The 22,121-nt window shown below is 64.8% G+C and carries 22 protein-coding genes; 8 read left to right on the forward strand and 14 right to left on the reverse strand.

The window, feature by feature from the left end:
• Window positions 1-43: 43 nt before the first annotated feature.
• From IVA75_RS31330 to soxC, 3 genes are read right to left on the reverse strand one after another with little or no spacing between them, the layout of a single operon-like run.
• Complete coding sequence (locus IVA75_RS31330) at window positions 44-514, reverse strand: DUF302 domain-containing protein (RefSeq protein WP_247288067.1); 471 nt, start codon at window positions 512-514, stop codon at window positions 44-46.
• A 10-nt stretch (window positions 515-524) separates the two neighbouring features.
• Window positions 525-1,073, reverse strand: coding sequence for a cytochrome c (locus tag IVA75_RS31335; RefSeq protein WP_247288065.1), 549 nt, complete (start codon window positions 1,071-1,073; stop codon window positions 525-527).
• A complete protein-coding gene (gene soxC / locus IVA75_RS31340) occupies window positions 1,060-2,331 on the reverse strand; it encodes a sulfite dehydrogenase (protein ID WP_247288064.1) in 1,272 nt (423 codons plus the stop codon). The genes IVA75_RS31335 and soxC overlap by 14 nt, the downstream gene beginning before the upstream one ends.
• Window positions 2,332-2,493: 162 nt before the next feature.
• Here soxC and IVA75_RS31345 point away from each other — a divergent pair, with 162 nt between their 5' ends.
• On the forward strand, window positions 2,494-2,991 hold the full coding sequence (locus tag IVA75_RS31345) for a GNAT family N-acetyltransferase (protein WP_247288062.1): 498 nt from the start codon (window positions 2,494-2,496) through the stop codon (window positions 2,989-2,991).
• 15 nt (window positions 2,992-3,006) lie between these two features.
• Here the strand turns inward: IVA75_RS31345 and IVA75_RS31350 are convergent, their stop codons facing one another.
• From IVA75_RS31350 to IVA75_RS31365, 4 genes are all read right to left on the reverse strand, one after another.
• Window positions 3,007-3,492 (reverse strand): DUF417 family protein, encoded by a 486-nt coding sequence (locus IVA75_RS31350; RefSeq protein WP_247288061.1) that lies wholly within the window; start codon window positions 3,490-3,492, stop codon window positions 3,007-3,009.
• 130 nt (window positions 3,493-3,622) lie between these two features.
• On the reverse strand, window positions 3,623-4,828 hold the full coding sequence (locus IVA75_RS31355; RefSeq protein WP_247288060.1) for an MFS transporter: 1,206 nt from the start codon (window positions 4,826-4,828) through the stop codon (window positions 3,623-3,625).
• 64 nt (window positions 4,829-4,892) lie between these two features.
• Window positions 4,893-5,288, reverse strand: coding sequence for a cupin domain-containing protein (locus IVA75_RS31360; RefSeq protein WP_027570777.1), 396 nt, complete (start codon window positions 5,286-5,288; stop codon window positions 4,893-4,895).
• 169 nt (window positions 5,289-5,457) lie between these two features.
• A complete protein-coding gene (locus IVA75_RS31365) occupies window positions 5,458-6,243 on the reverse strand; it encodes a carboxymuconolactone decarboxylase family protein (protein ID WP_027570776.1) in 786 nt (261 codons plus the stop codon).
• A gap of 229 nt (window positions 6,244-6,472) precedes the next feature.
• Between IVA75_RS31365 and IVA75_RS31370 the strand changes: the two genes are divergently transcribed.
• Complete coding sequence (locus IVA75_RS31370; protein ID WP_027570775.1) at window positions 6,473-7,372, forward strand: LysR substrate-binding domain-containing protein; 900 nt, start codon at window positions 6,473-6,475, stop codon at window positions 7,370-7,372.
• Between the two features lie 49 nt (window positions 7,373-7,421).
• Here the strand turns inward: IVA75_RS31370 and IVA75_RS31375 are convergent, their stop codons facing one another.
• From IVA75_RS31375 to IVA75_RS31390, 4 genes are all read right to left on the reverse strand, one after another.
• Window positions 7,422-7,664 (reverse strand): hypothetical protein, encoded by a 243-nt coding sequence (locus IVA75_RS31375; RefSeq protein WP_247288059.1) that lies wholly within the window; start codon window positions 7,662-7,664, stop codon window positions 7,422-7,424.
• Between the two features lie 19 nt (window positions 7,665-7,683).
• Window positions 7,684-8,799, reverse strand: coding sequence for a DUF2336 domain-containing protein (locus IVA75_RS31380; protein ID WP_247288058.1), 1,116 nt, complete (start codon window positions 8,797-8,799; stop codon window positions 7,684-7,686).
• A gap of 273 nt (window positions 8,800-9,072) precedes the next feature.
• Entirely contained in the window at window positions 9,073-12,732 is a 3,660-nt protein-coding gene (locus tag IVA75_RS31385; protein WP_247288057.1) for an AsmA-like C-terminal region-containing protein, read from the reverse strand.
• A 139-nt stretch (window positions 12,733-12,871) separates the two neighbouring features.
• Complete coding sequence (locus tag IVA75_RS31390; protein ID WP_247288056.1) at window positions 12,872-14,101, reverse strand: cytochrome P450; 1,230 nt, start codon at window positions 14,099-14,101, stop codon at window positions 12,872-12,874.
• A gap of 129 nt (window positions 14,102-14,230) precedes the next feature.
• Between IVA75_RS31390 and IVA75_RS31395 the strand changes: the two genes are divergently transcribed.
• The 4 genes from IVA75_RS31395 to IVA75_RS31410 all read left to right on the forward strand — a co-directional run bounded on the left by IVA75_RS31395 (window position 14,231) and on the right by IVA75_RS31410 (window position 16,432).
• Window positions 14,231-14,842, forward strand: a complete 612-nt coding sequence (locus IVA75_RS31395; RefSeq protein ID WP_247288055.1) for a TetR/AcrR family transcriptional regulator — start codon at window positions 14,231-14,233, stop codon at window positions 14,840-14,842.
• Between the two features lie 194 nt (window positions 14,843-15,036).
• Window positions 15,037-15,573 (forward strand): hypothetical protein, encoded by a 537-nt coding sequence (locus tag IVA75_RS31400; protein WP_247288054.1) that lies wholly within the window; start codon window positions 15,037-15,039, stop codon window positions 15,571-15,573.
• Between the two features lie 60 nt (window positions 15,574-15,633).
• Window positions 15,634-15,987 (forward strand): hypothetical protein, encoded by a 354-nt coding sequence (locus tag IVA75_RS31405; protein WP_081747982.1) that lies wholly within the window; start codon window positions 15,634-15,636, stop codon window positions 15,985-15,987.
• 16 nt (window positions 15,988-16,003) lie between these two features.
• Window positions 16,004-16,432: a hypothetical protein gene (locus tag IVA75_RS31410; protein WP_247288053.1), complete on the forward strand. Its 429-nt coding sequence runs from the start codon at window positions 16,004-16,006 to the stop codon at window positions 16,430-16,432.
• Window positions 16,433-16,509: 77 nt separating this feature from the next.
• Here IVA75_RS31410 and IVA75_RS31415 read toward each other — a convergent pair whose 3' ends face one another.
• Window positions 16,510-16,965 (reverse strand): hypothetical protein, encoded by a 456-nt coding sequence (locus tag IVA75_RS31415; protein ID WP_247288052.1) that lies wholly within the window; start codon window positions 16,963-16,965, stop codon window positions 16,510-16,512.
• Between the two features lie 114 nt (window positions 16,966-17,079).
• A complete protein-coding gene (locus IVA75_RS31420) occupies window positions 17,080-17,745 on the reverse strand; it encodes a MarR family winged helix-turn-helix transcriptional regulator (RefSeq protein ID WP_247288051.1) in 666 nt (221 codons plus the stop codon).
• Between the two features lie 19 nt (window positions 17,746-17,764).
• On the opposite strand from IVA75_RS31420, the gene IVA75_RS31425 reads away from it, so the two are divergent.
• Both IVA75_RS31425 and IVA75_RS31430 read left to right on the forward strand, forming a co-directional pair.
• On the forward strand, window positions 17,765-18,598 hold the full coding sequence (locus IVA75_RS31425; RefSeq protein WP_247288299.1) for an alpha/beta hydrolase: 834 nt from the start codon (window positions 17,765-17,767) through the stop codon (window positions 18,596-18,598).
• 57 nt (window positions 18,599-18,655) lie between these two features.
• Window positions 18,656-19,459: an isocitrate lyase/phosphoenolpyruvate mutase family protein gene (locus tag IVA75_RS31430; RefSeq protein ID WP_247288050.1), complete on the forward strand. Its 804-nt coding sequence runs from the start codon at window positions 18,656-18,658 to the stop codon at window positions 19,457-19,459.
• A gap of 29 nt (window positions 19,460-19,488) precedes the next feature.
• Here IVA75_RS31430 and IVA75_RS31435 read toward each other — a convergent pair whose 3' ends face one another.
• The gene (locus IVA75_RS31435) at window positions 19,489-22,074 is read right to left on the reverse strand and encodes an EAL domain-containing protein (RefSeq protein WP_247288049.1); all 2,586 of its coding nucleotides are present in this window, start codon (window positions 22,072-22,074) and stop codon (window positions 19,489-19,491) included.
• Window positions 22,075-22,121: the final 47 nt, after the last annotated feature.

The raw sequence follows: 22,121 nt of genomic DNA on the forward strand, positions 1-22,121 counted from the left end.
ATCTCTCCTCAGGGAGCACGCGTCGCACGGCCGTCCCGTCAATTTAGGGGGCGGTGACCTTGGTCGCAATCGCATGCAGGGCCGCCGTCATGGCGACGATTGCAGCCTTGGCCGGCTCGCCGATGCCGTGACGCCCGGCGAGATTCGCCGGATCGTTGTAGGACACCCACGTCGCACCTTGCTCGTCCTGCCAGACCAGCGCCTTCAGCGGCAGATCGATGCCGCTGGTCTGCGACTGCTGCATCAAGGGCGTGCCACCCCTGGCGTTCCCGAAGATGATGAGATTGGTCGGGCGCAACGGCAGGCCGGCAGCGGCGGCGCCCGCGGCATGATCGACTTGAGCGAATATTGTGAGGCCCTTGGCCATCACCTCGGCTTCCAGCCGCTTCATCGTCTCTTCAGGCCCGAAACTGCTCCTGATCGTGATCAGTCCATCGACGGCCATTGCTTGGGTCTCCCATAAACATGTCGCAGCAACCAGGACGAGGATCTTGAGCAGCGCCGAAACCCTCATGATCACACGCTCATTTCTTGCGGAATAGTTTTGCCGGATCGAATTCCGGGTCCGGAATGAAGCCGTCGCGGTTGGGCATCTTGATCTTCGGCAAGCTGTCCTTATCAACCTTGCCGTCGGGGGGAACGATGCCATTCAGACTCAGGATGTAGGCGGTGACGGCATACGTGTCGTCGGTGCTGAGCGAACCCGGTGTGGGATATGGCATCGCGCGGTGGATGTAGTCGTACAAGGTCGTCGCATAGGGCCAGAAGCTGCCGACGGTCTTGACCGGCGCGCTGGAGGCGAGTGTGCCCTGCCCACCGGCCAGACGATCCTTGATCCCGCCCTGGCCGTTGTCGCCATGACAGGCCGCGCAATTGTCGGCGAAGACCTGCTTACCCTGCGCAACCGTGCCGCTGCCGACAGGCAGCCCCTTGCCATCGGGTGTGACGTCGATGTCCCATAGCTTGATCTCCTCCGGAGTCGCGGGACGGCCTAAATCGAATGCAAATGCGGGCGCCGCGAGCAGGCCGAGCGCGAGAGCCGCTGCGACGAGCCGATTGTCATGCGAGGACATTGCGGACCCTCCCGGCCTCGTCGATGCTCCAGGTCTGCTGGGCGTTGTAGTGGAACAGCGCATTGCTCCCCATCGTGGCGATGAAAGACTGCCGGTCCGGCTGAACGTTGCCTTGCTCGTCGGTCGCGCGGCTCGCGATCCTTGTCGGCTTGCCGTCCCAGACCCAGTCCATCTGGAATCGAACTTGTGCCTTGGACAGCACCGGCTGATTCAGCTGCGCCTGTTTCCAACTTTTCGCACCGTCGGTCGATATCTCGACCTTGGCGATCTTGCCATGGCCGCTCCAGGCCAGACCGGAGATAATGTTGTAGCCGGGCTGGATCTGCATCGTGCCCGAGGGCTGTGTGATGACGGAGTTGGTTTCCATCCTCAGCTGGAACTGGCGGGCCTTGCCGTTGGCGAGCAGTTGCGTGTATCGCGCCGTCTCCCAGCGGGTCATCCAGGGCTCAGTGCCGAACTTGAGACGGCGCAGCCATTTGATGTTGAGGTTGCCCTCGAAACCCGGCATCACCAGTCGCATTGGAAACCCGTGCGCGGGGCGCAGTGGTTCGCCGTTCTGACCGTAGGCGACAAAGGCCTCGTTCACGATTTCGTCGGTCAACGGAATGCTGCGGTCGACGCCCGCGCCGTCGCCTCCCTCCGCGAGCATCCAGTTCGAGTTCTTCTCCTTGCCCGCGAGACCAATGAGGAACTTCAGCGGAACGCCAGTCCACTCATTGGTGCTGACGAGGCCGTGCGTGTTCTGCACCGTCAGGTCAGGGTCTGCCTTCTTCCAGTTTTCCCATCCGTTTCCGGTGCATTCGATGAAGACCACGCGCGTGACGGACGGCATCCGCTTGAGATCGTCGACGCTGAACACCAGCGGCTTCTGAACCAGGCCATGGATGAGCAGACGGTGCTGCGCGGGATCGATGTCCGGCACCCCGGAATGGCTGCGCTCGTAATGCAGATCGGTTGGCGTGATGTTGCCCACCAGCTTCTGATGCGGCGTCTTGGAGTTGATGGCATCACTGGGGTCGACGTTGCGCTTGCCTGGTGTTGCCTCGGGAATGCGATCGATCTTGACGAAGCGCGATCGTTCGCTGTGCGCACCGAGATCGGCGCCGGGCCCGCGATCAGGGATTTCGGCCAGGGTTTGCGCCGCCGCCGCTTCGGTCGCAACCGCCCCCAGAACGCCCGCCGACAGGCCTCCCACGAAACCGCGGCGCGAGACGCTCGCGGGCCGTTGCAGTGATTCGATTTGCGTTTTGGACGTCATGCAATCTCCGTCGACCTTCGTGCTTGTTTGGAAATTCCACCGCTTTTCCATGGATACATTGACCGGATGCCGCCGAAATTGCCCGTTAGGATGTGTTAGAAATCATGAGGGGCGGCGAAGGCGCGTCATCCTGCCCTGCTCCGAAAGCGGCTATCCGGGTCCATGGATCATTTCAGCACCGAGAACCTGACCGCCGAGAGGCTGAACGAAAATCATCTCGCCGATCTCGTCGCATTGCATCTCGATGCGGACGTTTCGCGCTATCTCGGCGGCGTCCGCCCGGCGGAGAGGACGAAGACCTATCTGGACGCAAATATCTCCCATTGGGACCAGTATGGCTTCGGGCTGTGGGTGCTGCGAACGAAAGACGGGGCATTCGCCGGGCGAGCGGGCATCCGGCACATCCTGGTGGACGATATCGACGAGGTCGAGATTGCCTACGCGTTCAAGCGCGAATTTTGGGGCCATGGACTGGCAAGCGAGACCGCGACCGCGCTGACGGATATCGGACTGTTACACCACGAGCTGCCGTCCCTCATCGGCCTGGTCTATGTCGGCAATGGCGCATCGCGCCGCGTTCTGGAGAAGGCCAACTATCTCCTCGAGCGAAGCACGTTCCGTCACGGCGAGAACGGCGTTCTCTACCGGATTCGTCGCTGAGAGACGGCCTGACGATCACTCCGTGCGCAGCCGGACAACCGATCGTGGCAGCGAGGCCAGAAACAACACCGCGCACACGCACAGCAGGACGATGTCCTTGAACAGAAATTCGCCGGTCAGATTCCACGCCATCGGATCGGATGAAAGGCTCCATTTAACGACGCCGGGCGTCGTGAAGAAGAATGACCAGGTGATCGCAAAGGTCACCATGCCCATCAATGAACCGAGCGCGGACGAAACCGGGCTGAAGCTGCCTGCCGCGAGCAGCGCTGCAATCACGAATTCAGCGACGCCGAGCACATAGGCCTCTCCCCTCAGGCCGAACACCGACAGCCAGGAGATGAACGGGCTGTTGCTGATGAACTGCGCGATCCCCTGGGCGGACTGCGGCGTGAATTTCTGCATGCCAAACGATACGAATATGATCACCATGACCCAGCGGAGAATGGCGAGAGGACGATAGGAACCGCCCCCGACCTCAGCGACGTTGAACTCTTTCATCCGACCATGTCTCCCCGGTTGCACATCCATCAGCTCTGCGAGAATACGCTCGCTGAAGGCTGTACGAAGCGGAGCTTCCGTCGTTACCCGCGTCGGCAGGTTTCGGAGATCACGGATGCGTGCGATGCTTTCAGGCGGCCCGTCGTTCCTTCTCCCGATCTCGCACCGTGCTGACCCCAAAAGCTAGAAGTCCGGAGCCGCAGAGCAGGATGGCGGCGGCAATGAAGGCGCTCCGGTATCCACTGCTGTCGTACAAGAATCCTCCGAGGGAGGCGCCCGCCGTGATGGCGAGTTGGATCACCGCGACCATCAGCCCGCCGCCCGCCTCCGCATCCTCAGGCAGCGCCCTGCTCATCCAGGTCCACCAGGCGACCGGTGCGGCCGTGCCGATGAGGCCCCAACCGGCCAGCAGCACGGTGACAACGATGGTTGAACTTCCGAAGGCGATCAAGCCGAGGGCAAGGGCCGCCATCGCAAGCGGCATCCCGATCAGAAGTGCTTGCAGGCTCCGCCTCAGAAGGAAGCTGATGAGGTAGGTCCCCAGCAGGCCCGCGACTCCGAGCACGAGCAGGATGGCCGAGAGCGTGGAGACGTCTACGCGCGTCACGGTCTCCAGAAATGGCCGCAAATAGGTGAAAAGCGCGAACTGGCCCATGAACAGGAGAGCGACCGAGAGCATCCCAATGCCGACAGAGCGCTGGCGGAGCAACCCGAATACGTTCCCCGCGGCGTCGCGCTCCGAAGGCATCGAGGGCAATGTCGCGTATTGCCAGACCAGGGTGATGATCGCGAGCGGGACGACGCAGAAGAAGGCGCCTCGCCAGCCGATGAACTGACCTAGAAAGCTCCCGACCGGCGCGGCGATCGTTGTCGCCAGCGCGTTGCCACCATTGAGGAGGCTAAGGGCGGCCGCGACCTGCTGCTCCGGCACAAGGCGCATCACGGTGGCCGCCGACATCGACCAGAACCCACCGATGACGACCCCGATCAGCGCGCGCCCTACCATGAACACCAGCGCGTTCGGCGCCAGCGCCACCATCAGCCCCGAAACGATCATTAGCGAGGTGAGGCCCAGCAGAAGACTGCGCCGATCAATGCCCCGCGTCACCGAGGAGATCGCAAGGCTGGCTAAGACGGCGAACAGTCCGGAGACTGCGATGGCCTGGCCCGCCTGCCCCTCGGTCATGTGGAGACCGGTCCCGATGGGGGTCAGCAGGCTGACTGGCATGAACTCGGACGCAATCAATGTCCCGACGCAGAGGGTCAACGCAAAGACCGCGCTCCATGCCGGACCGGGCGACAGCGTCTCGTTTTTTGGGGCGAGTTGTACGCTCATGAAACCTCTTCCGATCGACTGGGCGCGCTTGCTCGGGTCAGATGATGCGCCCGATGAAGTGTCTTCACATTCGGTACTGCTCGTCGCCGACCTTCTCCATCCAGTCGACCGCTCGGCCGTCCTGCGATTCCTGGATGGCAATGTGCGTCATGGCTGTGGTGCCCGAGGCGCCGTGCCAGTGCTTCAACCCTGGAGGGAACCAGATGACGTCGCCGGGCCTGATCTCCTGGACAGGACCGCCTTCCCGCTGCACCCAGCCGAGCCCTGCTGTCACGATCAGCGTCTGCCCAAGCGGGTGCGTGTGCCAGGCGGTGCGTGCGCCAGGTTCGAAAGTGACCTGGGCGCCGCTCACGCGTGCAGGCTCGGGAGCCGCGAACAACGGGTCAATGCGCACTGTCCCGGTGAACCAGTCTTCAGGGCCCTTCTGGGAAGGGCGAGATCCGTTTCTTTTGATGTCGATGTCCATTGCAGTCTCCTTCAGTGCTTCGGACGCCCGCGCCGGGGTCAGGCGGATTCCGACGAGGGCGGAGGCGCTTCCGCCAACGAGTATGTCTCTGCGCGTCACCATGGCATGTCTCCGCTCGTGGAGGATCGCGAGCGGGATTGTCGACCGAGGCATTTTCGTTGTTTCAGCGCGGTCGCTTCTCGATGACGTCCTTGACGACAGGTGCCGCGGAGAAAGCATTGGGCCATCCGGCGTAGAAGGCGAGATGGCCGAGCACCTCGCCGGCTTCCTCCCGCGTCAGCCCGTTGTCCATTGCGCGGTTCAGATGATAGGTGATCTGCGCAACCTGACCCGTGGCAATCAGCGCGCTCACGGTCACCAGGCTGCGGTCGCGCGGAGCCAGCGCCGGCCCGAGCCAGAGATCGCGGAACAGCACGTCGGTCGTATACTGGACAAGGCTCGGCGTGATCTGCCCGAACTGCTCTCCGACGCGCGTTGCCCGCTGCTTCTCCGCCGCTTCATCGAGCGGCAGCTGCGGTCCCATCGCGGGCGGGAGCTGATCGGCGCCGATGTTGCGGCTCTCGAACACTTGCTTCGCAGCCGGGATCGCATCAATCGCGTTGGCCCAGCCGGTGTAGAAGGCCAGATGCGTGATGATCTCCGATATTTCCGACGGCTTCACGCCATTCTCCAGCGAGAGACCCAGATAGTATGGCAGCTCCACCGTCTGACCACGGGCGATGAGAGCTGCGACGGTGACGATGCTGCGGTCCCGAGGCGAGAGACCCGGTCGCTTCCACAGATCGCCATCGACAAATTTTTGCGCGTAGCCTTCGAGGGCTGGCGCGACCGCACGGATGTCTTCCGGCTTTGATATGGTCTTTGCTCCGTCGCTGGATGCGTCTTTGGCCGCGACCGGGCCGTCAGCAAACAGGCAGAATGAAAACAAGGCCGCTGCGAGCATTCTCATCGCGTGGATCCTTCCAGATTTGCCGGTGCGCCATCAGCTACAAGGCGACGAGTGCTGGGCAGAGTTCGGACGTCGATCGCGCCCGGCTGCGACCAATCCGATCGCGGGCTGGCGAGCCCTTGGGCGATGACGAGATCAAGTGGCCCCTCATGTTGATGAGAAAGTAAGGCTTCCGCCTCGGTCCGATTAGGTGATAAAATTCGAATGCAGTCATAAGACAGGCTTATCAATGAACCGGGATGACGCCAGCGATATCCTGGCCTTCCTCGCCGTGGCGAGGGAGCGCAACTTCACGCGTGCCGCAGCCAAGCTTGGTATGACGCAATCGGCGCTGAGCCAGATCGTCCGAAAGTTGGAGGAACGCCTGGGCGTCCGTCTTCTCAACCGAACGACCCGGAGTGTCACACCAACCCAAGCCGGAGAACGGCTGTTCCTGAGCCTCGGGCCCAAATTCACGGAGATGGATGCTGATCTCGCCGCCTTGAGCGAACTCCGGGAAAAGCCCGCGGGAACCGTACGGCTGACCGCGACGGAGTACGCCGCCGCCGAGATCCTGCTGCCGGCGCTGGGGAAGATTCTTCCCCAGTATCCAGACATCCACGCCGAAGTGATCATCGACTACGGGCTCACCAACATCGTGGCGCAGCAGGTCGACGCGGGAATTCGTCCGGGCGAGCTCGTCGCCAAGGACATGATCGCTGTGCGAATAAGCCCCGATCTTCGAATGGCCGTCGTTGGATCGCCGTCCTACTTCGCTGAACGCAAGCGACCCAGGACGCCTCAGGATCTAACTGGGCACAATTGCCTGAATCTGCGCCTACCGACTCACGGCGGCAGCCTCTACGCCTGGGAGTTCGAGAAGAACGGTCGGGAGCTCAACGTGCGCGTGGAAGGACAGCTCGTGTTCAACAGCGCAGGGCTTCTGCTGGAGGGCGCGCTCAAAGGCTTCGGACTTGCCTACCTCACCGAAGGGCACGTGCAGCCATATATCTCGCAGGGCCGGCTGATCAGGGTGCTGTCGGATTGGTGTCCGCCGTTCTCGGGTTACCACCTTTATTATCCCAGTCGGCGCCAACCTTCACCGGCATTCTCGCTGCTCGTCGAGACCCTTCGATATCGCGGCAAGTAGAACTCACAGCCGCTCACGGTGCCCGACAATCCTCGGCCGGGCACGACTGCTACCTGAAATACCCCAGCACGAGATCGACATCCGCGCTGCCGGCGGCCGTGCCGTTCAGCTCGGCGTCGATGACGCGGCGGCAGGCTTCGATAGCGGCATGGTCACCGAGGTCGTTGGCGGCTTCCAGCACGAGCCAGGCGGCATCGACCGAGGCCTGGTCCGCGGCTCCGCCGCCGATCTCGCCGGCTGCGGCCTTGTTGAGGTTCTTCTTGCGAACGGCGGTGCCGAATTGAGGCAACATTGCAGATACTCCCTCTCGCTCAGTGTACCTGGAGCTCGGGCTGACGGCCCGCGTCGGCACCCGCGGTCTTGCGCGACTGGTAGAACTTCAAGACGCTGCGCGAGGTCTCGATCTTGAGCTTGCCGAAATCGCGTTCGTTATCGTGGAGCTCGCGCGCCGTGATCAGGTGATCCTTGGCGCCGAGGAACAGCAGCGACATGGTGGTGTCCCAGGAGAAATCGAGCGCCTTGCACAGCACCAGGATCATCTCGCGATTGCGGTCCATCATCGCACGCTCGATCACGTCGACCGGCAGCGACGACAGCAGCGACAGGCCGATCTGCACCTCGTCGAAGCGGTGCTGACGCGCATAGTTCGAGATCGAGTCCTGGTTGAGGTTGCCCTGCCGGTACTGCGTCGTCACCACGCGCTTGGCGACGAAATAGCTGCGCGAGGACGGGCCGAACTTGGAGTGCAGATCGCCGGTGACGTCGCTTACCGAGCTCTGGATCTGCGCCATCATTTCCGGGCGCTCGTGCTCGAGCCGGCGGCGGACGTCTTCTGACGCCTTCGAGATCAGCTGCTGGAAGATGTGACGCGGCACGTCCTTGCGCAGGCCAAGCTGCTCGGCAAGAATCGAGTCTCCCTCGGCGCGGCGGACCATGTGCAGAAGGCCCGAGCCGGAGAAGCGCGCGCCCTCGTTCCGGGCAACCGACGTCACGACCTCCTGGTCGCCGCGCTTGACCAGCACGTCGGTGACGGCCTCGCCGATCGACTTGCGCTGGGCGATCGCGAGCAGATGCGACTGGCTTTTGGTCATGGCGCTCTCGACCAGCAGCTTCTCGTCGATACGATTGGAGTCGCGCAGCACGGGACCGGCGACCTCGATTTCGTCGGCCGTCGCGAGTTGCGCAATGACATTGAGCGGTGCGTGATCGCAGGCTGCCATGACCTCGGAGAGCTGCACCCGTGCGGCGACCTCAATCTCGTCGGCGAGCCGGCCGATGACTTCGCCGAACGTGCTGATCTCGTCGTCGCTGTAGCGGCCGGTGATCAGAATGTCGGTCGCGTGCCACAACGCCTTGGTCCGGCTTTCGTCGGTGCCGCGTGCGATCGCGTCGTCCAGATCCTGCAGAAGTGTTGTCGCGCCGTTCATCCCGATGACCCCAGTTCTTGGCTAGCCATCCTGCTTGTGCCGGCAGGACGCCGAGTTCCTCTGGGAATAGAGACTAGGGAACAAACGCGAGAATCCGGTAAAGTCGGCAGATCAGTTTTGCCGAGCAAAATTCGTTAAAAAGCGAGGGAATGGGTTTACCGGTGCGTCGCGAGGAAGCTGCGCCCCTCTCTCCCGCTAGCTGAAAAGGCTTGGGGCACTGATGCCTCTGCGGCGTCATGGCCGGGACAAGCCCCGGGCATGACGGACTGTCGCCTACGGATTCTGTGGCGTCAGCACCAGCGGCGGCTTTGGCTTGGGCTTTGCGGGCGGCGGGCCGGGAGCCGGCCTCACGTCGATCGGCGGGGGCAACGGCGCGATCTGGTGGCTCGCAAGCGGCGGGCTTGTGAGTTGAGGGCTTGTAAGTGGAGGGCTTGGCGCTGCGGGAGCGGCCTGCGGCGCCTTCGGGGTCGGCGCAACCCTGATATCGGCCTTGGGCTTCGGCGGCGCCGCACGGCGCGGATCGCGGCCGGGCATCGGCACATCCAGCAGCGACGGCTCCGGCGTCGGTTCGGGCGACACCAGGGTCGGCAGCGCGGCGGTCGCCGGCGGCGGCTCGCCGCGCTCGATGGCGTCCAGCCGGCGCGTCTCGCGATCGATCGTGCGCACCGCAAGCCAGGACGACAGCGGCCCGAGATCGACGGTGCGATTGAGCCTGTCGGGGGGACCGGCCGCGAACAGCTGGATCTCCGGCGGCGCGCCGGAGAGCCCGGTCATGATCGGCGTCAGGCTGGCGCGGATGTCGGCCTGGTCGGCGGGAATGTCGTAGCCGCCGGAGACGATGGCGCGCGCGTTCTTCGCCTCCAACGACGTTGCGCCGACGCGCAGCCGCCCGTCGCGGATCGTGAACGGGATCTGCGCCGAGGCCACTGCAATCGGCCCCGCCGACAGCGCGGGCTCGACCAGCTGGCGCAGCCGATTGTCGTCGGCGACCTGGCCGCCGTCGCTGGCGCGGATGGCGATCTCGAAGGCGCGCGGATTGAGGCCGGAGATTTCCGCGGAATCAAGCGTCACCGTGCCGTTGCCGGCGAGCGCGCCGGTGAGGGCCGCGACGCTGCGGCCCTGGCTGGTCAGCGCCATCTGCGCCGAGGCACGTCCCTTCGGCAGCGCGAGGTCGCGATAGCGCAGCGCCGCCGCGTCGACATTGCCGAGCTCGATGCGCGCGTTCAACGTCAGACCGTTGGCGCCAGTGCGCGCATCAAGGCTCGCCGACAGCTCGCCGCCGCCGAGGCCGCCCTTCATTGCGTCGAGCGCGAGCGACTGACCGTCGCTCCGGATCGTACCGCCGAAGGGGCGCAGCTCGATGCCGCCGGGCAACGTGCCGTGCAAGGCCTGGAAGGCGACGCGGCCGCGCCAGCCGCCGAGAAGCCCGGCACTCAACGGCGCATTGGCATCGTGTCCGGCCGCGCCGATGGCCATCGCGAGCGCCGGCACGAGGTCGAGCGAATCGAGGCCGACTTCGCCGTCGACGGTCTTCTCCTGATCGAGCGTCACCGCCAGATGACCGCGCAGATGCGAGCCCGCCAAGGTGCTGTCGAGATCGTTGAAGGTCAGGCGGTTGCCGGAAAGGCTGACGCGCGAGGACAGATTGACGCTCTGCACGGATTTATCGGCCGGGCTGGTCCCGAACAGCGGGGCCAGATTGGCGTTGCGCACGCGTAAATTCACGCTGCCTTTCGGCTCCGACAATTCGACGGTGCCTTGTGCGTCCGCGTCCAGCCCGCCGCCGCTGAGCTTTGCATTCAATTGCAGCTGATGACGCCACGCGCCGCTCAAGCGGCCTTCGAACTGCGAAGCGCCCTCGCCTGCGGCGACCACGCGATCGAGCCCGAGCAACGCCAGCAGCGGACTTCCCTGTGGTGTCGAGACTTTCGAATCCAGCGTGAAGTCGCTGTTGCGCAAGCGCTCGATTTCGATGCCGTTGACGGCGGCTACCGGCGTCTGCGCGGCCAGCGTCGCGCTGGCCTTGAGCTGCGGCGAGTCGAGCTCGATTACCGCGCGCGCGTCGTTGCGATCGGCGTGCTCGGTGTTCTTGTCGAGGCTGAGGTCGAGCTTGAGGCGGGTCGCACCTGGCAGCGACGGGATGGCGTCGAAGCGCGCGCGCACCGACGGCGCAAACGGCTCGAGCAGCGCGGTGAGATCGCGCAGCGAATTGGCGGAGGATTTCAGCGCGAGCTTGCCCGTTGCCTTGGCGCGGTCGAAGCTGCCGCTCGCTTCCGTGGTCACGCCGCTGGCCTGGCCGAACCGCAATTGCTCCAGCGAGAGCGATGCCGGGCCGTAGCCGAGTTTTGCGGTGAACGGCCGCAGCTCTTGGCCTGCCGAGATCGCGCGGCCGATATCGAGCGACAGCTTCGCTTCCTCCGGCCATTCGCCCTGCGGCCCCGAAAGCGCGCGCACAAAACTTGCGGCGGCATCGAGGTCGAGGCGGTCGGCCTTGAGCTCCGCGTCGATCCGCGAGCCCTTGCTCGCGCCGGTCTGAACGAAAGCGATGCGGCCTTCGACCGCGCCGCCCTCGATCTCGGCCTTCAGCCTGTCGATGGCGAAATGGTTGGCCGCGATGGTCACGTCGCCGGCAAGGCGCAGCGGCCGCGTGCTGCGGCGGTTGACCTCGCTGCGGCCCTGGAGCCAGGCCACCAGCGTATCGGGATCGGAGGAATCGACGCTGAGACGGCCGCTGAAACTGTCGGCGCCGGGCGTCGCGCCGTTGAGCGAGAGCTGCGTCTGGCCCGGCGCGCGCAGATCCAGCCGCTGGAAGGTCCAGGATCGTCCGTCGGTCGCAAGCTCGGCCGTGATGTTCTGGAGCGGACGGCCGCCGAGCATGATCTGGTCGGAGTTGAACTCGATCTGTGCCGGGATCGGCGCCTGCGGGATTGCGGCGAGGCCAGCACGCAGCGCCGGCAGGATGCGCTGCGGCTCGGCATCGTTCTTGACCGTCAGCTTGTCGGCATCAACCTGGCGCGCCGACAGCACCGCGCGCAGCAGCGGCGACGCTCCGAACCTGATATCGCCGACGCCGCCGAGCTTCAGCGCGGAGTCTTCGGCCCCGAAGCTGGCATCGACCTGCTCGAACTTGGCGCCGGCCGGATCGGCCTTGAGTTTCGTGGTGAGCTTCCAGGGCATCGGCCCCGCTTCGGCCGGCTTCTTCGGCGCCGGCACGGCGAGCGTCAGCGCGCCGTCGAATTTCGGCAGGCGGTTGTCGAAGGCAAGCACACCTTCGAGATCGGCCAGGATGGCGCGCTCGCCGGGATCGATGTTGAGGTGGAGGCGGGTGGCGTTGCCGTCGGCGCTCGGGCCGGAGGAGACGCGGAACGGATAGCGCACGCCGCTGGCCGTGAAACTGCCGTCGCCCCGGACCGAGCCGGCCAGCGAGCGCACGTCGCCGGAGAAGGCGATGTCGTTGAGCTCCAGTGTCGAACGGCTGGCGGCATCATGCAGGGCGATGCGGCCGGTGAGGTTCAGCCGCTCGATCGCCAGCGATGCCAGATTGAAACTGCCGCTCGCGGTGGACGGCAAATCGACCCGCCCGCGCGCGTCGAGGCCGAGATCGACCGCCATGCCGTTGACCGAAAGCTCGGTGGCACGCCATTCGCCGCGCATCAGCGAGCTCAGGCTGAACTCGACGTCGAGCTTGTCGGCGCGCAGGCGGCCGAGATCGTTGTTGCCGCCGAAGGTGACCCCGCGCAGCCGCAGCGTCGGCGCCGGCAGCAGCCGCGCGTCGAGCTCGCCCGCCACCCGCACCGGCACGCCGATGATCCTGCCGGCCTCCGCTTCGAACTGGGGCCTGAACTGGTTCCAGTCGACGAAGTAAGGCCCGATCAGAGCGGCCAGCAGCGCTAAGATAAAGGCAATCGCCAATCCGAGCAGCGTCGTCTGCACGGGTCTCCCCTCGGCCAAACCGGATGCGGGCCTTGCCTGAGCCGCAGGGCCTCAGACGTACCGGAACAGCCCCTTATATAGGGGGAAGTGTGGCGAAGTCACAGCGACTGTTGCGCGCGGAGGTTAACGCGGGCGGCTATCACCAGCTCGCGGGCAGCCGCTTCAGGCCGCGCAGCACGAAGGTCGGCCGCCATTCCGGGTTTTCGACGTCGTCGATGCGCAGGTCGGGCAGACGCCGCAACAGCGTGGCGATGGCGATCTCGGCCTCGAGGCGGGCCAATTGGGCTCCCAGGCAGAAATGGATGCCGCCGCCGAACGACAGCGGCCTCACATTCTGGCGGGTGACGTCGAGCCGGTCGGGCCGGTCAGGATAGACCGCCGGGTCGCGGTTGGCCGACCCCAGCAGGCAGAGCACGGTCTCGCCCTTGGGGATCTTCGCGCCGCCGAGATCGTCGATATCCTCCAGCGCGACCCGCCCGGTCATCTGCACCGAGGAATCGTAGCGCAAGAATTCCTCGATCGCGCCCACCATCAGCTCCGGCCGCGCCCTCAACAGCGCGAGCTGGTCCGGATTGCGATGCAGCGCCAGCAGGCCGTTGCCGATCAGATTGACCGTGGTCTCGTGGCCGGCGCCGAACAACAGGATGATGTTGGCGGTCAGCTCCTCGTTGGTGAGCTTGTTGCCGTCTTCCTCGGCCTGCACCAGCTGAGTGATGAGATCGTCGCCGGGATTTTTGCGACGCAGCTCGAACAGCTGCTGGAAATACATCTGCGCCATCATGTTGCCGGCGTTGCCCTTGGCGATCTCCTCCGGCGAGAGCGGCACTGGGTCGAGCAGCCGTCCGCCGTCGCGCGAGCTGTTATAGAAAGTCTCGCGATGGTCCTCGGGGATGCCGAGCATGTCGCAGATGATGGTGACAGGCAGGCGGAAGGCGAAATCCTCGATCAGGTCCATATGGCCGCGGTCGATCACGGCATCGATGGTCTGGTCGACGATCTCCTGGATCCGCGGCCGCATGTCCTCGACGCGGCGGGCGGTGAAGGCCTTCACGACGAGGCCGCGCAGGCGGCTGTGGTCGGGCGGATCGGCCTGCAGCATCCAGTGGCTCATGCTGCGGAAGACCGGCTCCTCCATGATCTTCTCGCTATAGCGACGCTTGGAGCGCTCGACGAAATCCTTGCCGAAACGCTTGTCGCGCATCACGAGGCTGACATCGGCATGGCGGCTGGTGACGAACTGGCCGAACGGCGTCACGTGAATCGGATAGATCGCGCGGAGCCGGTCATAATGCGGATAGGGATCGCGGATGAAGTCCGGCGACAGCGGATTGAACAGCGGACCGCCGGCGCCCTGCACGTGCTCGTTCATGGTGACCTCATGTCGGTTGCCGCATGAATCGCATACGCCGGGCAGCCCCTCTTGCGCAGCGTAACCATCCCTGAATTATCAACTCGATACATTGTTGTATCGAGTTGCATTCTGCCCTAACCTGCTCCGATGTCAAGGGTGAGAACCAGGCCGACCAGGGACGACACGCGCGACAAGCTGTTCGAGGCGGCCGCGCGCGTGTTCGAGGAGGACGGCATCGGCGGCGCCAGCATCGAGGCGATCGCGGCGGCGGCCGGATTCAGCCGGGGAGCGTTCTATTCCAACTTCAAGAGCAAGGACGAGCTGATCATCGCCATGCTCGAGGACCACGTCGCGCAGTCAATCCGGCGCAACAAGGACATCCTCGCGCAGCACGACAATCTCGACGACTTCATCGCGGCGCTGAAGGCGATGGACCGCACAAGGCAGGACCCGCTCGGCCGCTCGCCGCTGCTCCACATGGAGATGATCCTGTTTGTCGCGCGCGCGGAGAAGCGCCGACCGGAGCTTGCAAAGCGCCTGCGCGCGCGGCGCAAGCTGGTCGCCGACATCGTCGAGGCCACGCTGAAGAGCAACGCGAGGGGCGACACGCTCAATCCGCCATGGATGGCCTCCGTCGTGCTGGCGCTGGAAGACGGCTTTCGCCTGCACCGCCTGATCGATCCGGAGACGACGCCGGCCGACAGCTTTCTGCGCGCGATCACGGATCTGCGGCGCAGGACGGGATTGTCGTCGGACTAGCGCTTGTTGTCCTCAGATCGTCGAGCTTCACTGTTCCCACTCGACATCGGCGCGCCGCGCTGCGCCGCTGGAACCTGGCAGCGATTATACGCGCGCATTTTCCACATCACCGTACCCCATCCAAGGAACGTTTCCTCACCTTGCCACTTTATCCCGAGCCTGTTTTGGCAATTTGATCATTGGAGGAGACAGCGATGAGGATTCTGAAATTGTCTGTGGCCGCAGCCGCGCTGCTGGCCGGTACGGCGCTCGCGATGGCGCAGTCCAGCTCGACGGTCGGCACGGGTGGCTCGTCAGCCGGCGGCGGCACCAGCAACTCGACCGTCGGCACCGGCGGTTCATCGGCGGGTTCGGGCAGCGGCTCGGGTTCGGCTTCGACGCTTGGCACCGGCGGCTCGTCGGCCGGCGGCGGCACCAGCAGTTCGTCGATCGGCACCGGCGGCTCCGCCGCGGGCTCCGGCAGCGGCTCAGGCTCGGCCTCGACGCTCGGCACCGGCGGTTCGTCGGCCGGCGGCGGCAAGAGCTCGTCCAGCGTCGGCACCGGCGGCTCTGCGGCAGGCTCCGGCTCCAACTCGGCATCGACAGTCGGCACCGGCGGCTCCTCGGCCGGCGGCGGCAAGAGCGGCTCGACCGTGGGAGCGGCCGGCTCCTCCGCGGGACATTCCAGCGACATGGGCATGGAAAAGGGCAAAGGCCACCACAAGGACGAGATGAAGAAGGACAAGGACTGACATCCCGGCCGGCGGAGCGGCAGCAATGCCGCTCCTTCGTCCTTCCTGAGGAGGACTGGCATGAACAGACCAATCGTTGCGATCGCAGTTTTGACTTTGATAAGCAGCGCCGCTGTGGGGGAAACCATGCAGAAAACCGGCAAGACTGCATCCGGCGAGACCTGCCGGGTCACGGTGGAAAAACATCCCGACGGCAGCATCACCGCGCTGGGGTCATCGGGTTCGGGCACAACCGGCTCGACCTCATCGAGCGGCTCGCTCTCGAGCTCGAGCTCGGCCGGCGGATCGTCGGTGCACGTCCAGGCCGGTGGCGGCAACGTGTCGAGTTCGTCCTCGACGGCCGGCGGCCCCGGTTCGACCAGCGCGAGCACCGTCACAGTCAACGGCTGCACCATCTCGACATCGTCGCCATAGCAAAAGGATTTGACAGATGAGAATGTTGATCGCGACCTCGTCGGTCGCACTCCTGCTCGCCGCCGCCGCGCCGTTGTCGGCACAAACCAGCATGACCGGTGGCACCGGCGGTTCGGCTGCCGCCGGCGGCACCTCGGCCAGCACGCTCGGCACCGGCGGCACGTCGACCTCGGGCTCCGGACAGACCGGCTCGTCGATTGCAGCGGGCGGCAGCGCCGCGTCTGCCAACGGCAAGGCGCAGTCCGGCACCAGCATGAACAAGGGCAACGGTCCGGTGCTCAATTCCAATGCGCGCGCGCAGGCGCATGAGGGTGGCACGTTCAGCCGCTCCCACACCCGCACCAAAGTGAAGGCGGGCGAGGAGGTCGGGTCCACCACCAAGACCATGTCGCACGTGCCAGGCTCCAAGCCGACCATGTCGACAACATCGACGAACGTGCGCTGAACCATCCTCACGAGACTGCTGCCCGCGACTTGCGGGCAGTTTTTTCTTTGTGAGCAGGTTTTTTCTTTGTGAGCGGATCAACCGCCGCTCAGCGTACGGCTGACGCGGGTCACGAGCGCATCCCACTGCCGCTTCTCGGAAGCGGGGTAGTTGATCAGCACGCAATGCACGTAGCGACGGCCAAAGTTGCAGCGGTCGTACCAGATCTTGCCGCCCCGGGTGCTGGACACCACGAAGAAGCGCGGCGTGATGCGCTTGTAGGTGATGCCGGGCGGCGGATTCTTTCGCGCCAGGAAAGCGGCCGGTGAGCTGCCGTCGTTCGGAACGGCCTGCACCGTCAAATCCGCGCGGCCGTCGCTGGTCCGGTACTGCATGCCATACCCGTCGGGTCGACCGGCTTGCTCCGTGAAGATCGACGACGGGATGTCGACGTTGGTCCCGGTCTCGGGAATGCGATAGCCACTCCAGCTCTCCGCACCGGCGGCAACCGGCAAGCTACAGAGCATGACAAGGATGGTGGCGATCTTCTTCATCGTGTGGCCCGGTTTGCGCTCGACGGCCGATAACGTGGAGAAGCGCCGGACGTTCCTTTCCGCGACGTGAACGCGCGTTGGGCCCAAGCCGGATGATTGTGTCGAGCCCGCCCGCTAGCGAGCGCGTTTGCCCTTGTCCGTGGGCAAGGGGCAATTCGTGCAAACGCTGTCGTCGCACATGCGGCAGATCGTGAAGCGATCCATCTCGGACGTATCCTGCCGAGACAACAACTCATGGAGCAGCGTTTCGAGTCGTTTCGTTTCAGCCGGCGACAGCACATCCAGAAGCGACGCGACCGCCGATATTCGCGAGGTCATCAAGTCGTTGCGGGTTGCGGCGCCCTTCGCGGTCAGGTGCAGAGCAACCTCGCGGCCGTCCTGTCCGGGCCGACGTTCGACCAGCCGATCCGACACCAGACGGTCCACCAGCCGGACCGTTCCCGAATGCGACAGGCCAAGAATCCGCCGCAGCTTGTCGTTGGTCATGCCCTGGCCATAGCCGATGACGACCAGTGCCGCAGGCGTCTCGCCTCCGCGGCCGATGACCTCGCGCGCGCCCTGCTCGATCCGATCCATGACGGCGAGCGAAAGCGCCCCTAGCAAATTTGCGATTCCGTTTTCCATGAGCAGGACAATATGTGCGGAGCGCACAAAAAACAACTTGACGAATATGTGCGCTCCGCACATATTTCGATCGCGGGGCGCGATGACATGGAGAATGACGATGAATACTGGGAGCGCGGCACGACAAGCGAATGCCCAAGCGAATACCAGAGGCATTGAACCCGCCTTGAAATACGTGCAGGCCAACGGCGTGCGCTTCGCCTATCTCGAGCAGGGCGACGGCCCCCTTGTCATGTTCCTGCACGGCTTTCCCGATAATGCCTGGTCGTATCGAAAGCAGCTGCAGGTCTTCGCGGATGCAGGGTATCGTGCGGTCGCGCCGTTCCTGCGCGGCTATGCGCCGACCGAGATTCCGGCGGACGGAGTTTTCGATCCGATCGCACTGGGCAAGGATCTCGAAGCCCTCATCGCGGCGCTGAGTGACGACGGACAGGCGCGCGTCGTCGGCATGGATTGGGGCGGCACCTCGACCTTTCAGGCGCTGGCAACGGCGCCATCGGCAATCAAGGCCGCCGTAGTCATGAACACCGCACATCCAATTACAATTTCGAGCATCAGACGGGATCCGGAGCTCGTTCGAGCCGTCTTCCATGTCTATTTCTTCCAGCTTCCCGGCGCCGAATCCGCGGTCAGTACCGAGGGACTTCCCTTCGTCGACTATCTCTGGAAGCTGTGGTCGCCGACATTCAACAATGCCGAGCACATCCGTTCAATCAAGGAGACGCTCAGCTCGCCCGGCACGATGGCCGCAGCGCTTAAATATTACGGAGGCCTGACCGATGCGGGGCTCGCGCGCCGGCTGCCGATCAATGACATGCACACGCCGACGCTGACGATCTATGGCAGCAACGATCCGACAGCGAGGTACTCGGTCAAGGAGGAGCCGCTGTTCAAGGGGCCGCACAAGCGGATTGTCCTGCCCGATGTCGGGCACTTCCCGCACCTCGAGCGTGAGGAAGAAGTCACCGGCCTGATCATGGACTGGTTCAAGACGCACGCGCCTGACTGAACGCAGAGGGCGGTCGCCCACAACATCCTTTGAGTTCTCTAATCCGGAGTACGCGCAATGGACGCCAAGACACAACAGCAATATGCCGAGACCTTTCATGCCCTTCACAGGAAGGGCGATCCGCTCATCCTGTTCAACGCCTGGGACGCCGCCACCGCCAAAGCCATCGCGAAGACCTCTCCGGCCATCGCGACCAGCAGCGGGGCGGTCGCCTCCGCACTTGGATACGCCGACGGAGAAAATGTCCCGCTCGACATGGTGACCGGCCTGGTGTCGCGGATGACTGCGGCCGTGTCTGTTCCAGTCTCAATCGATCTGGAGGCCGGATATGGCGACACCCCGGAGGCTGCCGCCAGATCGGCGACCGAGATTTTGAAAGCCGGCGCCGTCGGCATCAATATCGAGGACGGGCTATCAGGGGGAAAGCGGCAACTCGTCAATCCCGAGCTCCATGCCGCCAAGATCAAGGCCGTGCGGCACGCTGCAAAAGATCTGGGAGTTCAGCTGTTCATCAATGCGAGAACGGATCCGTTCTTGCTGAAATTCGGATCGCCGGACGAGTGCATGAACGAAGCGGCGGGGCGAGCGAAGGTCTATGCCGAGGCCGGCGCCGACGGAATTTTCGTCCCCGGCCTCACCGACCTCGCGCTCATTGAAAGGTTCGTTCAGCTCACGCCTCTGCCGGTCAACATCATGGTGACACAAGGCGTTCCCGCACTTCCGGATCTGGCTCGCGTCGGCGTTCGGCGGGTGAGTCTTGGACCGTGGCCTATGATGGCAGCAATGCGGATGATCGGACAGGCCGCGGCCGCGGTCGCCGCGACCAAGCAATACGGCACGTTCCTGCAACCGGATGCCTGAGCCCGGACATCACCCGCCGAAAGTCGCTTCTACGCTGACCGCTTCACTGCGGTCGCGCCGGCCGGTGCAATGTCGAGACGAGCCAGCATCGCCTGCGCCTGCTCGGCGCAGTGCTCGATCAACCAGCGCTCGAAGGCAACAGGCGCGAGTGCGGGTGCGTAGAGGAAGCCTTGCACGACGTCGCAGCCGAGTTCGGCCAGCACCTTGCGCTGCGCCTCAGTCTCGACCCCTTCGCCGACGACGGTCATGCCGAGGCCCTGGCCGACGCGCACCACGGCGGTGGCGATCGCGAGCGCGCCAGCGTCACGCTCGATGTCGCGCATGAAGCTGCGGTCGATCTTCAGCTCGCGGATCGGCAGATGGGCGAGCCGGCTCAGGCTGGAATAACCGGTGCCGAAATCGTCCACGGAAAGCCCGACGCCGAGCTCCCGGATCGCGTTCATCGTCTCGAGCGCGGCGACGCTGTCCTGCATGAACGCGCCCTCGGTGATCTCGAGCATCAGCGCATCCGCCGGCAGATCGTATTCAGCGAGGATGTCCTTGAGCCGCGCGGCCAGCGTGACGTTGCGAAAATTGATCGGCGACAGGTTCACGGACACGGATGGAATCTCGAGCCCGGCGCGGCGCCAGCTCGCCATCTGCCGGCAGGCCTCGCGCACCGACCACAGGCCGATCTGCTCGATCAGGCCGCACTCTTCGGCGAGGGGGATGAATTTTGCCGGCGAGACGTCGCCGAGCTCGGCATCATGCCAGCGCGCCAGCGCCTCGACGCCATGGATCGCGCCGTCGCAGCTGCGAATCTGCGGTTGATAGCTGAGGGTCAGCTCGCCCTCGGCGATGGCGCGGCGCAGCGCCGCAATCAAGGCCAGCCGCTGCTCGGTGAGCCCGTTCATCTCGGCGCTGAACAGGCGATGGGTCGAGCGGCCGGCCTGCTTGGCCATGTACATGGCCGCGTCCGCCTGCTGCATCAAGGTGTCGATGTCGGTGGCGTGATCGGGATAGAGGCTGACGCCGATGCTCGCCGACATCTGCAACTGCCTGGAGCCGAGCCGCAGCGGCGCGGCCAGCGCTTCGGTGATTCCGGCCGCGACGCGCTCGGCACCCTCGGCGTTGCGACGCGGCAGCAGGATCACGAACTCGTCGCCGCCGAGTCGCCCCAGCATGTCCTCGGGTCCGATCTGCTCGCGCAGGCGCTGCGCCAGCTGGATCAGGAGCTCATCGCCGGCGGCATGACCGAGCGTGTCGTTGACGTCCTTGAAATGATCGACGTCGAGGAAGGCCAGCGCGACGTGGCTGCCGGTCGGGCAGGCATCGATGGCGGTGGTGATCAGGCGCCGCAATTGCGCGCGGTTCGGCAGGCCGGTGAGGATATCGTGATAGGCGAGCCGTGCGATCTCGGCGCGCGCTTCCTTGCGCTCGATCGCGAAGGCGCCGAGATTGACGCAGGCCTCGACGATGCGCCGATGCCAATTGCTCGGCGCGCGCGGCTCCCGGTAGTAGAAGGCGAAGGTGGCGATGACCCGTCCGTCCTTGGCCTTGACCGGCGTCGACCAGCATGCGCGCAGGCCAATCGCGAGCGGCATCGCCTTGTACGGCTGCCAGCGCGGGTCGGTCTCCAGATCGGTCGCCAGCACTGGCTCGCCGTAGAAGGCCGCGGTTCCACACGAGCCGACATTGGGGCCGATGGCCACGCCGTCCAGCGCGCGGGAATAGTCCTCGGGCAGGCTTGGGCCGCCGAGCGGATGGATCAGGCCCGCGGCATCGATGTGCAGCAGCGAACAGACGACGTCGGGCGCCATCTGCTCGACACGGCGGCACAGCCGGTCGGCGATCTCGCCGATCGGAACCTCGTCGGCGAGCGCGCCCATGATGAGCTGCTGCAGCGAGCGCAGCTGCTTGGTCTCGGTGATGTCCTCGAGCAGCGCGAAGAAGTGCTTGACCTGGCCCTTCTTGTCGCGGAAGGCATCGATGCGGGCGCAGACCCAGATCTCCTCGCCGTCCTTGTCATAGGCGAGCATCTCGACCTCGCCGCGGTGGCCGCCATCCATCAGGCGCTTGACGAGCTTCGCAACGGCCTTGCGATCGGTGTGGCGGCCCGCGAGCAGGCCCCTGGCGCGGCGGCCCTCGGCTTCCTCGCTGGTGTAGCCGAACAGCGTCGTGAAGGCGGCATTGACGTAGACAATGTTCTGGTCGGTATCGGTGATGAGCACCGCACGGTTGGTCTGGTCGGAGACGGCGTGGAGAAGCCCGATCCTGATGCGGCGCTCGGCGTCCGCTGTGACGTCGCGCGCGAAGACGATGCGATAGGCAATGCCGCCACTTGCAATGGATGAAAGCGAGATGGCCGCGCGGATCCGGCTGCCGTCACGGCGCACCAGGCTGATCTCGTCCCGGAACTCCGCAAACGGTTCGGCCTGAAGGCATTTGAGGGTGAGAATTTCGGCGTCGCGGCCGAGCACATCAGCGCGTGCGAGATTCCAGATCCGCTCTGCACCGGCATTGAAATGCGTGATGCGACGCGCGCTGTCGACGACGACGATGCCCTCGTCGGCGCGTTCGAGCGCGGCCAACAGCACTTCCGGAGTTTCTGTCATGGCACAATCGGAGGCGGACATCGCTAGACCCGGAGGCATCGGGAAGATACAGCAACCGAGGCTAGTGC

It is taken from the genome of Bradyrhizobium sp. 134 (assembly GCF_023074155.1).
Taxonomy (GTDB): domain Bacteria; phylum Pseudomonadota; class Alphaproteobacteria; order Rhizobiales; family Xanthobacteraceae; genus Bradyrhizobium.

What these genes read in the sequence shown, in the direction of transcription:
- IVA75_RS31430 (WP_247288050.1), top strand. Translation starts at nt 18,656, where the DNA reads ATGGACGCCAAGACACAACAGCAATATGCCGAGACCTTTCATGCCCTT.
- IVA75_RS31400 (WP_247288054.1), top strand. Translation starts at nt 15,037, where the DNA reads ATGAGGATTCTGAAATTGTCTGTGGCCGCAGCCGCGCTGCTGGCCGGT.
- IVA75_RS31390 (WP_247288056.1), bottom strand. Translation starts at nt 14,101, where the DNA reads ATGAACGAGCACGTGCAGGGCGCCGGCGGTCCGCTGTTCAATCCGCTG.
- IVA75_RS31375 (WP_247288059.1), bottom strand. Translation starts at nt 7,664, where the DNA reads ATGTTGCCTCAATTCGGCACCGCCGTTCGCAAGAAGAACCTCAACAAG.
- IVA75_RS31435 (WP_247288049.1), bottom strand. Translation starts at nt 22,074, where the DNA reads ATGTCCGCCTCCGATTGTGCCATGACAGAAACTCCGGAAGTGCTGTTG.
- IVA75_RS31405 (WP_081747982.1), top strand. Translation starts at nt 15,634, where the DNA reads ATGAACAGACCAATCGTTGCGATCGCAGTTTTGACTTTGATAAGCAGC.
- soxC (WP_247288064.1), bottom strand. Translation starts at nt 2,331, where the DNA reads ATGACGTCCAAAACGCAAATCGAATCACTGCAACGGCCCGCGAGCGTC.
- IVA75_RS31345 (WP_247288062.1), top strand. Translation starts at nt 2,494, where the DNA reads ATGGATCATTTCAGCACCGAGAACCTGACCGCCGAGAGGCTGAACGAA.
- IVA75_RS31380 (WP_247288058.1), bottom strand. Translation starts at nt 8,799, where the DNA reads ATGAACGGCGCGACAACACTTCTGCAGGATCTGGACGACGCGATCGCA.
- IVA75_RS31365 (WP_027570776.1), bottom strand. Translation starts at nt 6,243, where the DNA reads ATGAGAATGCTCGCAGCGGCCTTGTTTTCATTCTGCCTGTTTGCTGAC.
- IVA75_RS31415 (WP_247288052.1), bottom strand. Translation starts at nt 16,965, where the DNA reads ATGAAGAAGATCGCCACCATCCTTGTCATGCTCTGTAGCTTGCCGGTT.
- IVA75_RS31355 (WP_247288060.1), bottom strand. Translation starts at nt 4,828, where the DNA reads ATGAGCGTACAACTCGCCCCAAAAAACGAGACGCTGTCGCCCGGTCCG.
- IVA75_RS31350 (WP_247288061.1), bottom strand. Translation starts at nt 3,492, where the DNA reads ATGAAAGAGTTCAACGTCGCTGAGGTCGGGGGCGGTTCCTATCGTCCT.
- IVA75_RS31420 (WP_247288051.1), bottom strand. Translation starts at nt 17,745, where the DNA reads ATGCCTCTGGTATTCGCTTGGGCATTCGCTTGTCGTGCCGCGCTCCCA.
- IVA75_RS31330 (WP_247288067.1), bottom strand. Translation starts at nt 514, where the DNA reads ATGAGGGTTTCGGCGCTGCTCAAGATCCTCGTCCTGGTTGCTGCGACA.
- IVA75_RS31395 (WP_247288055.1), top strand. Translation starts at nt 14,231, where the DNA reads ATGTCAAGGGTGAGAACCAGGCCGACCAGGGACGACACGCGCGACAAG.
- IVA75_RS31335 (WP_247288065.1), bottom strand. Translation starts at nt 1,073, where the DNA reads ATGTCCTCGCATGACAATCGGCTCGTCGCAGCGGCTCTCGCGCTCGGC.
- IVA75_RS31410 (WP_247288053.1), top strand. Translation starts at nt 16,004, where the DNA reads ATGAGAATGTTGATCGCGACCTCGTCGGTCGCACTCCTGCTCGCCGCC.
- IVA75_RS31370 (WP_027570775.1), top strand. Translation starts at nt 6,473, where the DNA reads ATGAACCGGGATGACGCCAGCGATATCCTGGCCTTCCTCGCCGTGGCG.